At 33.5% G+C, this 14,367-nt stretch carries 10 protein-coding genes; 3 read left to right on the top strand and 7 right to left on the bottom strand.

From position 1 onward, the window contains the following. Nucleotides 1-134: 134 nt before the first annotated feature. Complete coding sequence (gene argS, locus KHA98_RS16265) at nt 135-1,913, bottom strand: arginine--tRNA ligase (protein ID WP_213258955.1); 1,779 nt, start codon at nt 1,911-1,913, stop codon at nt 135-137. A gap of 321 nt (nt 1,914-2,234) precedes the next feature. Here argS and KHA98_RS16260 point away from each other — a divergent pair, with 321 nt between their 5' ends. Then, a complete protein-coding gene (locus KHA98_RS16260; protein WP_213258954.1) occupies nt 2,235-4,652 on the top strand; it encodes a TonB-dependent receptor domain-containing protein in 2,418 nt (805 codons plus the stop codon). Nucleotides 4,653-4,744: 92 nt separating this feature from the next. Here the strand turns inward: KHA98_RS16260 and KHA98_RS16255 are convergent, their stop codons facing one another. The 3 genes from KHA98_RS16255 to KHA98_RS16245 form a co-directional block, all read right to left on the bottom strand. After that, nucleotides 4,745-5,416: a copper homeostasis protein CutC gene (locus KHA98_RS16255; RefSeq protein ID WP_213258953.1), complete on the bottom strand. Its 672-nt coding sequence runs from the start codon at nt 5,414-5,416 to the stop codon at nt 4,745-4,747. 112 nt (nt 5,417-5,528) lie between these two features. Further along, nucleotides 5,529-5,852, bottom strand: a complete 324-nt coding sequence (locus tag KHA98_RS16250; RefSeq protein ID WP_213258952.1) for a GIY-YIG nuclease family protein — start codon at nt 5,850-5,852, stop codon at nt 5,529-5,531. 334 nt (nt 5,853-6,186) lie between these two features. Continuing rightward, nucleotides 6,187-7,194 carry a 3-oxoacyl-ACP synthase III family protein gene (locus KHA98_RS16245; protein ID WP_115847211.1) on the bottom strand — a complete coding sequence of 336 codons (1,008 nt, stop codon included), beginning with the start codon at nt 7,192-7,194 and terminating at the stop codon, nt 6,187-6,189. A gap of 264 nt (nt 7,195-7,458) precedes the next feature. Between KHA98_RS16245 and KHA98_RS16240 the strand changes: the two genes are divergently transcribed. Then, nucleotides 7,459-9,870, top strand: coding sequence for a S9 family peptidase (locus KHA98_RS16240; RefSeq protein ID WP_213258951.1), 2,412 nt, complete (start codon nt 7,459-7,461; stop codon nt 9,868-9,870). 109 nt (nt 9,871-9,979) lie between these two features. Here KHA98_RS16240 and KHA98_RS16235 read toward each other — a convergent pair whose 3' ends face one another. The 3 genes from KHA98_RS16235 to KHA98_RS16225 form a co-directional block, all read right to left on the bottom strand. Continuing rightward, nucleotides 9,980-10,930 (bottom strand): ABC transporter ATP-binding protein, encoded by a 951-nt coding sequence (locus KHA98_RS16235; RefSeq protein WP_213258950.1) that lies wholly within the window; start codon nt 10,928-10,930, stop codon nt 9,980-9,982. Between the two features lie 106 nt (nt 10,931-11,036). Beyond that, nucleotides 11,037-11,732, bottom strand: coding sequence for an OmpA family protein (locus KHA98_RS16230; protein ID WP_213258949.1), 696 nt, complete (start codon nt 11,730-11,732; stop codon nt 11,037-11,039). A gap of 22 nt (nt 11,733-11,754) precedes the next feature. Further along, nucleotides 11,755-12,258, bottom strand: a complete 504-nt coding sequence (locus KHA98_RS16225; RefSeq protein ID WP_213258948.1) for a lipocalin family protein — start codon at nt 12,256-12,258, stop codon at nt 11,755-11,757. A 201-nt stretch (nt 12,259-12,459) separates the two neighbouring features. On the opposite strand from KHA98_RS16225, the gene htpG reads away from it, so the two are divergent. Continuing rightward, nucleotides 12,460-14,343: a molecular chaperone HtpG gene (htpG, locus tag KHA98_RS16220; protein ID WP_213258947.1), complete on the top strand. Its 1,884-nt coding sequence runs from the start codon at nt 12,460-12,462 to the stop codon at nt 14,341-14,343. Nucleotides 14,344-14,367 lie beyond the last annotated feature (24 nt).

Below are 14,367 nucleotides of genomic sequence, written 5' to 3'. Positions count from 1 at the left end.
TGATTATTCATTGCAAATATATTACAGAATTAGACTACAAAATAAGACCTATACGTTCTAAAACCAATAAAAAAAGCCAATAGTATTTAAACTATTGGCTTTACATATTATTGTATGATTTTCTTTTACAATTACTACATTCTTTCTGGAACTTCGATTCCTAATAAACTAAGTGTAGCTTTTATTACCTCGGCAACTTTTTGAGAAAGCTGTACTCTGAAAATCTTTTTTGTTAAATCAACTTCTCCTAAAATATGAACAGACTGGTAGAATGAATTATATTCTTTTACTAAGTCGTATAAATAATTAGCAAGTAATGCAGGACTGTGATTTTGTGCCGCATTTTGAATTACTTCAGGGAAAAGCTCAATTTGTTTTATCAATTCTTTTTCCTTTTCATGCAGTTCTTCAATTGTTGTTTTTTCAGAAAAATCAAAATCGGCTTTACGGATAATCGATTGAATTCTCGCGTACGTATATTGAATAAACGGACCTGTGTTTCCGGCAAAGTCAACTGATTCTTCCGGGTTAAACAAAATACGTTTTTTAGGATCTACTTTTAAGATGTAATATTTTAAAGCTCCAAGACCAATTGTTTTATGCAATTTTGCTTTTTCTTCTGCAGAATAGCTGTCTAATTTTCCTAAATCTTCAGAAATTTTCTGAGCAGTATCTGTCATATCCTGCATCAAATCATCAGCATCTACAACAGTTCCTTCACGGCTTTTCATTTTTCCTGATGGTAAATCAACCATTCCGTATGATAAATGATATAAACTTGAAGCCCAGTCAAAACCTAATTTTTTCAGGATTAAGAACAACACTTTAAAGTGATAATCCTGTTCGTTTCCTACCGTGTAAACCATTCCGCCCACATCTGGCATATCTTTTACACGCTGAATTGCAGTTCCAATATCCTGAGTCATATAAACCGCCGTTCCGTCTGAACGTAAAACAATTTTACGATCCAAACCTTCATCTGTCAAATCAATCCAAACAGAACCATCCGGATCTTTTTCGAAAACACCTTTATCAAGACCTACCTGAACAACATCTTTACCTAATAAATAAGTATTGCTTTCGTAGTAATATTTATCAAAATTAACTCCAAGATTGGTATAAGTAGTAGCAAAACCATCATAAACCCATTGGTTCATTTTTTTCCAAAGTGCAATAACGGCTTCATCACCAGCTTCCCATTTTTTAAGCATATCTTGTGCTTCAACAATAATCGGGGCTAGTTTTTTAGCTTCTTCCTCTGTTTTTCCGCTTTCAATTAATTGGCTAATTTCTGCTTTATATGCTTTATCAAACTCAACGTAATATTTCCCAACTAACTTATCTCCTTTTAAATTTGAACTTTCAGGAGTTTCGCCATTTCCAAATTTTTCCCAAGCCAGCATTGACTTGCAAATATGAATTCCACGGTCGTTGATAATTTGAGTTTTGTACACTTTTTTACCAGAAGCTTTAATAATTTCGGCTACAGAATATCCTAACAAATTGTTACGAACGTGACCTAAATGCAAAGGCTTATTGGTATTTGGTGAAGAATATTCAACCATTATAGCTTTATCTTCCGGATTTGGAGTTACATAACCAAATTTAGTATTGTCTTTAATTTCGTTGAAGAAATTTAAATAATAACTATCTCCAATCACAATATTTAAAAAGCCGGAAACCACGTTAAAGCGAGCAACTTCAGAAACATTTTCTACTAAATAGTTTCCAATTTTATTTCCTAACTCAACAGGATTGCTTTTTATCATTTTTACCAACGGAAATATCACCATTGTAATATCGCCTTCAAACTCTTTTCTGGTAGTTTGAAATTCGATTTTATCAACAGTAACATCAAATAATGTCTGTATTGCTTTTTGTATAGAAGGTGTAAGAATTTGTGATAATGACATGTAAAACTTATTTTAAAGTGAGCAAAGATACTGCTTATTCATCAATTAGAGAAAACGAAAAACATATAAAATCAAACAAAACGTTTAGAAATTCTTAAAAAGCAATTTGTTTTGAATGTTAAAATTATCAAAAAAATAAAATGCTAATCTCCTACAAAACAGAACATCTTGCAATCAAAGATTATTTTTTTCATTTTTTTATGTAACATATCTATAACTAAAGAGTCTTAATAGGGACTTCCATTTTATTTGGAGTTAAAAAAATCTAACAAAAACAAAAAACAATCATCATCAATCAAATCAAATAATCATTTTATTATTATGAAATTAAAATTCTTTCTGTTCGCGTTACTAGGTGTAATTGCGACAACGCAAGCCCAGAACACGGGGACAGTCTCGGGGAAAATTACCGAAAAATCCAATAATGCACCAATTTCTTATGCTACCGTTTCTATCAAAGATAACGGAAAAGTGGTTTCTGGTGTAAATACCGATGACAATGGAGATTTTACAATTAAAAAATTAGCTCTAAAAAGTTACACAATCGAAATTCAATATATCGGATTTAGAAAATACATTGGATCGGTACTTTTAAGCGATAACAAAAAAACGGCAACAATTAATGTGTCTCTTGAAGAAGAAGCAACGCAACTAAAAGGTGTAAATATTGTTGCTGAACGTTCGACTATTGAGCAAAAAATTGACCGTAAAGTAATTACTGTTGGAAAAGATTTAACTACTGCAGGAGCTTCAGCTTCTGATATTATGAGTAATATTCCATCTGTAAATGTTGACCAGGACGGAAAACTTTCGCTTCGCGGAAATGATAATGTTCGTGTATTAATTGACGGAAGACCATCTAATATTGATCCTGCTCAGTTATTAAAACAAATTCCATCAACATCGATCAAAAAAATTGAGTTGATTACAAACCCAAGTGCAAAATACAATCCGGAAGGAATGTCGGGAATCATCAATATCGTATTGCATAAAAATGCAAATACGGGTTTTAACGGAACATATAGCGGTGGTATTACATTTGGAGAAACTGCAAAATACAACCAGTCTTTAGATTTAAATTACAAAACCGGTAAAGTAAATTTCTTTGGAAATGCAGGTCAAAACTTTGGTGTGTATCATAATGATGGAAAAATTTTAAGATTAGATCAGGATGTACAGCAAAAATTACAAATCACAAATGATAATGACAATTACTTGTACAAAGTTGGAATGGATTATTTGATTAATGACAAAAACACTTTGTCTATCTATACCAATCAAAACAAATCTACAGGAGTGGGAATTGTTAATACAAATATTGATTACAATAATGGAGATCCGGATATTTCAAAAATCTATCAAACTGCAAGATATGATAGCCCTAGTACAACGGGAACTTATAACTTAGCTTACAAACATATTTTTGAAAAAGAAGGACACACTTTAGATTTTGAAGGAAATTATAGTGATACTAAAGTAACTCAGGATGCAAATTTTGAAACTCAGACTACAAAACCAGATAATTCTGCAAACAATATTATTTACACTGATAATGTAGCAGATCAAAGAAAACTAAGCACATTAAACGTGGATTATGTAAATCCGTTAAATGACAAAACAACGCTTGAAGCTGGTGCCGAAGCCAGAATTACAAGAACAAATAATGATTATGTTACCGGTAATCCTGCTGTTGATGTTGATGAAAGAGTTTCAAACTATACTTACGATACCGATATTTATTCTGCTTATGTAACGTTTGGTCAAAAATTCAAAAAATTCAGTTATCAGTTAGGAACTCGTTTTGAGAGCTACAAAGTAATTGCCAACTTGAATCATGGTCAGGATAAATTTACTGATGATTATATCACACTTTACCCATCAGCTTATTTAACTTATAACCTGAATGAGAAAAACGTATTACAATTAAGCTACAGCCGTCGTGTTGACCGCCCAAGTTTAGAGCAGACAAAACCTATTCGTGAGTTTTCTACTCCATTGGTAACTTCTTATGGAAATCCTGAATTAAGACCTCAGTTTACTAATTCTGTTGAAGTAAATTATACTAAAACTCTTGAAAAAGGAAGTGTAACTGCGGGTGTTTATGTTAGAAGTATACATGACCAAATCAGCAGAACTTTAAGCCCAGATCCTAATGATCCATCAGGATATAAACAAATTCTGAGCTATACTAATTATGATAAAAATAGCGCTTATGGTTTTGATGTTTCTTTAAACTACAAGCTTACAAAATGGTGGGATATTCAGCCTTCTATCGATTTTTCAAGTATTAAACAACAAGGCGTTGTATTTGTATTTGATCCGGCAACAAGCACAAGTTCTCCTTTGGAGCGTAGTGTAACAACTTCGGCATTTAATGCTCGTATGAACTCAAACTTTAAGCCAACAAAACGTTTAAGTTTCTTATTATTCGGTTTTTACAGAGGTCCGGTTGAAGACGTACAACAAAAAAGAAAAGAAATGTACAAAATGGATATAGGTTCACGTTACACATTACTAGACAACAAAATGAATATTAGTGTACGTTTTAACGATGTTTTCAACACAATGAGATATGCTTTTGACGGAATTTATCCTTATCCTCAAACTGGAGAATTCACATGGGAGAGTCAAACTGTTTACTTAGGTTTAACCTATAACTTTGGTGGAGGAAAAATTAAAAACTTACAACGTAAACAAAGAGAAGATAACACTAACAAAGGTGGTGGCGGAATGTTCTAAGTCACGCTTTTATTAGCAGATTTTAATAGTTCTTGTAAAAAAGAAAAGCCTGGAGTATGCCAACTCCAGGCTTTTTTATTTTTAAGAAAGCTTTATAAAAAATTCTTTAATTCTTTTATTTCTTCGGGATTTGCCGTTTCTCCAGAATCTGTAATTGCAGATGAATGATAAAAAGTCGGCGTTAGTTTTTCCTGCAATAATTTAATGTTTGATGATCTCAAACCGCCACCCGGCATAATTTCGATTCGGTCTTTGGCTAATTTCTGAATCATTTGTAAATCGAAGATTCCGTCTTCAACATTTGTGCTTCTGCCTGAAGTCAGAATAGTTTGAAAACCACACTCAATTACATCTTCGAGTCCTTTTTCGAAAGAATCAACAACATCAAATGCCCTGTGAAAAGTACAAGAAAGTGGATGCGCCAAATGCACCAACTCTTTGTTTTGTTTCTTATTCACTTTTCCGTTGGGCTTCAAAATTCCGAAAACAAAACCGTCAACTCCCAATTTTTTATATTGTTTAATATCTTGCTTCATTTCCGTAAGCTCTTCATCTGTATAAACAAAGTCACCACCGCGAGGCCTGATAATAACATGCATTTTTATACTGATGCTTTCACGAACTTTTACCACCAAAATAGAATTTGGTGTTGTCCCTCCTAATTTCATGTTTTCACATAGCTCAATTCTGTCTGCACCACTTTGCTGCGCAATCAGTGCCGATTCATAATTAAAACACGCTATTTCGAGTTGATTTTTTTTCATTTTTAATTAATTTAATAAAGACTTTTGACTTCGTTAAACCTAACAAATTTCTCCATCAAATATTCTTAGTATACAATTGTCATCCTGAGCGAAGTCGAAGGCTAATTTACTACTAAACATCCTTTTTATCGTAATTTTTGTGAGCTGTTTTATTTAAACACACAGAAAGTTTTTTCAAATCTTCCCATTTATCATTTATTATTGCTTCTTTCTTTTTCCTACTCCAGCCTTTTACTTGTTTTTCAAATGAAATTGCTTGAATTACATCATTAAACTCGGTACAAAAAACCAATTCTAAAGGTCTCTTATTATAAGTATAGCTTTCTTTATTTACACCATAGTTATGTTCATCCAACCTTCTATTTATATTATTTGTCATTCCTGTATAATAACTGCCATCTGAACACTTTAAAATATACACATAATACAATTTCATATTTTTTCTCTTTAAATTAAATAATCCGCTTTATTTAAAAGTAAGAAAAATATTTCAATTAATAAATATCACCACCCAGTATGTCTCCCTGAGCGTAGTCGAAGGCCGTACCAATTGCAACGCGGGCTTCGACTTCGCTCAGCCTGACAATAGTGAACAAAAATATAAGTCTTAAAAAACTCATCAGCGTTTGTCCCCCTGAGCGGAGTCGAAGGGCGCACCAATTGGAACGCGGGCTTCGACTTCGCTCAGCCTGACAAATAAGACCTATTTATAAACAAAAAAACCTGCTCCAAATGAGCAGGTTTTAAAATATATTGCAAGATGAATTAATTTACCATTTAATAATAGCACTTGCCCAAGTGAATCCACTTCCAAAAGCAGCTAAAACTACTGTATCTCCAGATTTTATTTTTCCTTGTTCCCAAGCTTCAGTCAAAGCAATCGGAATAGATGCTGCAGTTGTATTTCCATATTTCTGGATATTATTATGGACCTGATCATCTGATAATTTAAATTTATTCTGAATGAATTGAGAAATTCTCAAGTTTGCCTGATGTGGAATCAACATATCAATATCTGAAACCTGTAAACCATTTGCTTCAAGACCTTCATTGATTACCTCAGCAAAACGAACTACTGCATTTTTAAATACAAATTGTCCATTCATATATGGATAATAACTTTCGTCATTCGGATCATTATCTGCCAAGATATCAGTAACCCAACGTGCACCCATTCCCGGAGCCTGCAAAGCAAGTTCTTCAGCATGTTGTCCTTCTGAGTGCAGATGTGTAGATAAAATTCCTTTTGTCAAATCTTCTTCACGACTTAAAACTGCCGCTCCTGCTCCATCGCCAAAAATAACCGAAACTCCACGTCCGCGAGTTGTCATATCCAAACCTGTTGAATGTACTTCTGAACCAATCACCAGAATGTTTTTATACATTCCTGTTTTAATATATTGATCTGCAACAGAAATTGCATAAACAAAACCTGAACATTGATTTCTAACATCCAAAGCTCCAACGGTTCTTAATCCTAAATCACGCTGAACTAAAACTCCTGGTCCTGGAAAATAATAATCCGGGCTTAAGGTTGCAAAAACGACAAAATCAATATCTTCTTTGGCTACGCCAGAACGTTCTATTGCAATTTTAGCTGCCTTAACTCCCATTGAAGTTGTTGTATCTTCCCCACGAATGATGTGTCTTCTTTCCTGAATCCCGGTTCTCTCCTGAATCCATTCATCATTAGTTTCCATTATCTTAGACAGATCATCATTGGTTACAACATTAGAAGGAACATAATATCCTAAGCCCGCTATTTTTGAATGATACATATTCTTTTATTATTTGTTAAAAAATTGGATTGCAAATTTACGTATACTTTAAAACATAAGCACCCAAATTACTATTTTTTTCGTTATTATCAATTTAATTTATTTTAATTATAAGACTATTTAAAATCATTTACTGACCTAAAAAACAGTTTTTAGCCCAAAACACTGAAAAAAATTAAAAATAAGCCCCATAATGTAACAAGACCAAAGTATCTTAGACAAACATTTCTGAATACCATTCTTTAACCCCACAAAATTCCAATTATGAAATTAAAGGTTACTTTGTTCTTATTTTTGACTTTTGGTTTTTATTCTTCCGCTCAGGAAAATTTAACGTACCAAAAACCTTCTAAATCTATTCTTGATCTTGCCGATTATCAAAAAGCACCCACTGTATCAATGGATACAAAAAAGGAAAACATGCTTTTATTGTATCGCAATACATACAAAACACTTGACGACTTAAATCAGGACGAAGTTCGTCTGGCGGGTTTAAGAATAAATCCGGTTACCAATATTTCAAGTACGGTAACGTATGTGATTAATATCAAACTCCAAAAAACAAATGGAAAACAAGAAATTCAGGTTACCGGACTTCCTGATAATCCAAAAATAACAAACATTCTATGGTCACCAAATAACAAGAAAGTTTTGTTTTCTCATACTACAAAGTCAGGTGTAGAACTATGGGTTTTATATATTGCCTCTGCACAGGCAACAAAACTTACAGAAGCAACCGTGAATGCTAATCTTGGAAATCCGTTTAACTGGCTTTCTGATAATGAAACCATTCTGGTAAAAATGCTTCCGAAAAACAGACAACCGCTTTTAGATGCTAAAAAAGATTTACCAACCGGACCAATCATCTCGAATACATCCGGCGAAAAATCTCAAAACAGAACCTATCCGGATATGTTGAAAAACAAAAATGATGAAGCCAATTTTGAAAACAGTATTACTTCTGAATTATACAAAGTAAAACTAAACGGTGAAGCTGTTTTATTTAAAGAAGCTGCCATGTTTGCAGGAGAAAAGATCTCACCAGATGGCAATTATATTATGCTGACTACTATTCAGAAACCTTTTTCTTATGTGGTGCCTTTAAGCAGATTTCCTTTTAAAACTGTTGTTTATGATATAAGAGGAAAAGAAATTAAAACCGTTAATGAAGTACCTTTAAACGAAGTTATACCAAAAGGTTTTATGGCCGTTAGAAAAGGGAAAAGAGAAATGGCATGGAGAAATGATAAACCAGCGTCATTATTTTATGTAACTGCTCTGGACGAAGGTGATCCTGCAAACAAAGCTGACTTTAGGGATGAAGTTTTCCTTTGGAACGCTCCTTTTGATCAGGATGCATCTTCATTATTAAAAACTCCACAACGTTTTAGCGATGTTACCTGGGGAAATGATAATCTGGCCGTTATTTCTGATGAATGGTATGACACCAGAAATACCAAAACTTATTTGATAAATCCGTCAAATCCTGCTCAGCAGCCAAAAGTAATTACAGATAGAAACTCGCAGGACGTTTACTCAGATCCGGGAATTTTTGAAACCAGAAAAAACGAGTACAACAAATATATTCTGGCGATTGAAAAAGACAATCTTTACCGAATTGGAGATGGTTATACCAAAGAAGGACAATTTCCTTTTATTGATGAATTTAATTTGAAAACATTAAAATCAAAACGTATTTACACTTCTCCATACAAAGACAAAAAAGAAGATTTGCTGGGAATTGAAGATTTCAAATCAGGAAAAGTTTTAGTTCAGATTCAGTCTAAAAGTGAATATCCGAATTACTATTTCAGAAACATTAAAAAACAAAACAGCTTAACACCTATTACTGCTTTTAAAAATCCGTTTGAGAGTATTAAAGATGTAAGCAAAGAAGTCATTAAATACAAACGTAAAGACGGACTGGAACTTTCCGGAACATTATATCTTCCTGCCGGTTATGATAAAGTAAAGAAAGAAAAGCTTCCTTTATTGATCTGGGCATATCCTGCGGAATATAAAGACCGAAACAGTGCATCACAATCTACTCAAAATTCAAATGAATTTACGACTCCTTATTACGGATCGTTTGTTTATTGGGTAACAAAAGGATATGTTGTACTTGATGATGCAGCGTTTCCTATTATTGGAGAAGGAACTACAGAACCAAATGACAACTTCATTTCGCAATTAGTCGATAATGCCGCAGCGGCAATTGATGCTGTAGATGCTTTAGGATATATTAATCGTAAAAAAGTGGCGGTTGGAGGACACTCTTATGGAGCCTTTATGACTGCCAATTTATTAACCCATTCTAATTTATTTGCCTGCGGAATTGCGAGAAGTGGTGCCTACAACAGAACTTTAACTCCTTTTGGGTTTCAGACAGAACAGCGTAACTACTGGGAAGCTCCAGAAGTGTACAACACCATGTCGCCTTTTATGAATGCCGATAAAATGAAAACTCCAATGTTATTAGTTCATGGCGAGGCCGATAATAATCCCGGTACTTTTACTTTGCAGACAGAACGTTATTTTCAGGCTTTAAAAGGCTTGGGAGCTCCGGCTAGAATGGTTATTCTGCCAAAAGAATCTCATAGTTATGTTGCCAAAGAAAATATCTTACACCTGCTTTGGGAACAAGATCAGTTTTTAGAAAAGTATTTAAAAAATTAAATAAAATAAACCCGACAGGTTTTTAAAACCTGTCGGGTTTACTTTTTAAGATAAAAAAGAATTATCTAATTATCAAATTGACACATTATCTAATTCTAAAATTCCTTCCCTATAAATAATTTAAGGCTAAGAAAATTTCCTGTTCTAGCGGTAAATCGATTTCACTTTCAAAAAAGATTAATTGTCTTTTATAAATGGTTTCGATCAGGTAATGATTTCCTCTAAAATAAGTTCGTCTGATTTTTACCGGCAAATTTGATTCTGTTACCATTTTAAACTGATGTGGATAAACCAGCGTTTTATGATTTTCATCTTCATAAGAAAGCAATAAATGCGTTGGCACTTCATTTACTTCTCCAAATAACGAAGCCACATATTTAGTTTCGGGGTCTTCATAAATTTTTATCGGATCCCCTTTTGTAATAATTTCACCATTTCGCATTACGATGGTTTCATCTGCAAACGACAAAGCATCTGTACTATCATGAGTAGCAATAATACAAGTAATCCCTTTTTGTTTTAAGTATCTGAATAAATTTCGGCGTAAAGCATTTTTTCTAAATGCATCGATCTGACTAAAAGGCTCATCCAACAAAATTACTTCTGGTTCTAATGCCAAAACCCTCACCAAAGCGACTCTTTGTTGCTGACCTCCACTTAAAAATTTTGCTTTTACGTTAGCGAACTGCTCCATTTCAACCATCTCCAACAATTCCTGAACGCGCAGTTTTTTCATATTGGCAAAACCATTCGACAAAAATTTTCCAACGTTTTCTGCTACCGTTTCGTAAGGAGACAAATCAAAATCCTGAGCCAGATATTTCATAAAAGGCATACCGGGAATCAAATTGTATTTTGGTCCCAAAATTGGTTTTTCGTTATAAAATATTTTGCCTTCGTCTAAATCATACAGACCGTACAAAAGCTTTAGAAGTGTACTTTTCCCGCAGCCGCTCTCGCCAATAATAGAAATATTATCTCCCTTATTGATTGTAAAAGAAACGTTTTTAATAACGGGTGTATCAGTATATGTAAAAGAAATATTTTGAATGTCGAGCATGTGTTCTATTTGAGAGTTCAAATTTACAATGTTTAATTCCTAAAGTCAAAAAAAAAGCTGCTTCAATTAAGAAACAGCTTTTTTAAAATTTTATTTTATTCTGGGATTATTTTCCAGATTCTGCTTTTGCATCATTTACCATTTTGTCGTTTGCAGTAATTGAAAATTCTACACGACGGTTTTGTGATCTTCCTTCCGGAGTATCATTTGTTGCAATTGGATCTGCAATACCTAAACCTGAAGTTTTAAAACGGCTTGATTTTAATCCTTTTGAAACTAAATAAGCTTGTACCGAAGCAGCTCTTTGTCCAGAAAGTGTTAAGTTATATTCTGGTTTTCCAGTATTATCTGTATAACCAAAAATTTGAATATCTGTATCTCCATAATCTGTAAATACAGGAATCAATTTATCTAGATTAGCTTTTGCCTGAGGAGTTAATGTAGATTTGTTAGTGTCAAAACGAACAGAGTTCTCGTTTAAAGTTAAGTGAATACCTTCACCTACTCTTTCAACATCAGCACCCGGAAGCGCCTGATCGATTTCACGAGCTTGTTTGTCCATTTTATTTCCAATAAGAGCTCCGGTTCCACCTCCAACGGCAGCACCAATTGCAGCACCTAAAGCAGCGTTTCCGCCATGTCCTAAATTATTTCCTAAAATACCACCTATAAGACCACCGGCAACAACTCCGATCCCGGCACCTTTTTGTGTGTTATTTGCATTTTGCACTGATTCACAGCTTACAAAAAAACTAGTTAATACAAGTAAACTACTTAATCCTAAAACGGTTATCTTTCTCATTTGTCTCTATTTATTTTTAATATTAATTAGCTCTCTGAAACTGGTAAGTTACATCCTTAACCTGTCCGCCCACATTAATGTTGTCAATTAACTGAAATGAATTATCAGTCAAACCGGCAACTTTAAGTAAGTATCCTTCTTTTACGTTTTTAGATTTTGTTCCCGGGTTCACAATTTTTAGTACAAAAAGTCCCTGGCTGTTAATACTCCAAACAATTGGAGAAGTAAATGCAGTACAACTTGGCGCATTTAAAGTCATTGTACCTTTGTTGTTATTTGAAATAAAATTCCAGGTACTGCCAATAAAACATTTTGAATCTGCAAGATCAAAAGAATTTACTTTGATATAATCAGATCCCGGATAAGATACATTGGTAAGAACCCAATTTCCCTTAATCGCTACCTGAGTAGATTTATCAAGTTTTGTTGAAAGTGTTGGCGCTTCTGTTGAAGCAGTTGTAGACGAAGATGATTTACACGCAAAGAACATTGCGGACATCATGCAAATGAAAATAATTTTCTTCATTTTGTACATTATTTAAGTTAATACTTACCCGTTTAACAATTATTATACCACAAATATACGATACGTTGTGATAAAATTTGTTTTACAATCCATTTATTTTCTTTCAAAATTAACACTTGCGACATTTTGTCATTAAAAAACAATTGGTATTCTATTTGAAGAAATGAAAATCATCACATTAAACTCAAAAAATTAAAAAATATGACAACAGGTAAAATTAATGTTTCGGTAGAAAACATCTTTCCCTTAATCAAAAAGTTCTTATACAGCGACCATGAAATTTTCTTGCGTGAGCTGGTTTCAAACGGAACTGACGCTACTTTAAAATTAAAACACCTTATTAGCATTGGCGAAGCTAAGGTTGAATACGGAAATCCGGTTATCGAAATTAAAGTTGATAAAGAGGGTAAAAAAATCCATATTATCGACCAAGGTTTAGGTATGACTGCTGATGAAGTAGAGAAATACATTAATCAGGTTGCTTTTTCCGGAGCTGAGGAATTCCTTGACAAATACAAAGATTCTGCTAAAGATTCTGGAATTATCGGACACTTTGGTCTTGGTTTCTATTCTGCTTTTATGGTTGCAGAAAAAGTAGAAATTATCACTAAATCATACAAAGATGAGCCTGCAGCACACTGGACTTGCGACGGAAGCCCTGAATTTACTTTAGAGCCTGCTGACAAAACTTCACGCGGAACTGAAATCATTCTTCATATTGCTGAAGATTCTCTTGAATTCTTAGAAGATTCAAAAATCAGTGGTTTATTAAGCAAGTACAACAAGTTTATGCCTATTCCAATTAAATTTGGAACAAGAACTGAAACACTTCCTAAACCAGAAGATGCTCCGGAAGATTACGTAAACGAAACTGTTGAGATCGACAACATCATCAACAACCCAAATCCGGCCTGGACAAAACAGCCAACTGAATTATCTGAGGAAGATTATAAAAACTTCTACAGAGAATTGTATCCAATGCAGTTTGAAGATCCGTTGTTCAACATTCATTTAAATGTAGATTATCCGTTTAACTTAACTGGTATTTTGTATTTCCCAAAATTGGGTAGCGATATGCAAATCCAAAAAGATAAAATTCAGTTGTACCAAAATCAGGTTTACGTTACTGATAATGTAGAAGGAATTGTACCTGAATTTTTAACGATGTTAAAAGGGGTTATCGATTCACCAGATATCCCTTTAAATGTTTCTCGTTCAGGTTTACAAGCTGACGGAGCGGTTAAGAAAATCTCAAACTATATTACTCGTAAAGTTGCAGATAAATTAAAAGCTTTATTCAACGAGAACCGTGCAGATTTTGAAGAAAAATGGAACGATATTAAAATCGTTTTAGAATACGGAATGCTTTCTGAAGATAAATTCTATGAAAAAGCGGGTGCATTTGTCTTGTATCCAACTGTTGATAATACGTATTTCACTTTAGAAGAATTAAAAGAAAAACTAAAAGAGAATCAAACTGATAAAGACGGAAAACTTGTTGTTCTTTATGCAGGAAACAAAGATGCACAGCACTCTTATATTGAAGCTGCAAAAGACAAAGGATACGAAGTATTGCTTTTAGATTCTCCGATTATCTCTCACTTAATTCAAAAAATTGAGAATGATAACAGCGGCGTAACTTTTGTACGTGTTGATTCTGATCATATTGATAACTTAATCAAGAAAGACGAAAACACGATTTCTAAATTATCTGACGAAGAAAAAGAAACTTTAAAAACTTCTTTAGAAGCTTATATTCCAAAAGCATACAGCGTACAACTGGAAGCTATGGACAGCCAGGCTGCACCTTTTATTATTACGCAACCAGAATTTATGCGTAGAATGAAAGAAATGAGTCAATCTGGCGGTGGCGGAATGTTCGGAATGGGAAATATGCCGGAAATGTACAATTTGGTAGTAAACACAAATTCTGATTTGGCTTCAAGTATTTTAAATACGGAAGACAAAACACATCAGGAACATTTAGTAAAACAAGCTTTAGACTTGGCTAAATTATCGCAAAACCTTTTAAAAGGAGAAGCTTTAACTGCTTTTGTAAAAAGAAGTTTTGAGATGATTAAGTAATTTCTCATAGATTAAATACCAACA

It is taken from the genome of Flavobacterium branchiicola (assembly GCF_018383905.1).
Lineage (GTDB): Bacteria > Bacteroidota > Bacteroidia > Flavobacteriales > Flavobacteriaceae > Flavobacterium > Flavobacterium branchiicola.
This window is presented reverse-complemented; position numbering and strand designations above follow the sequence as displayed.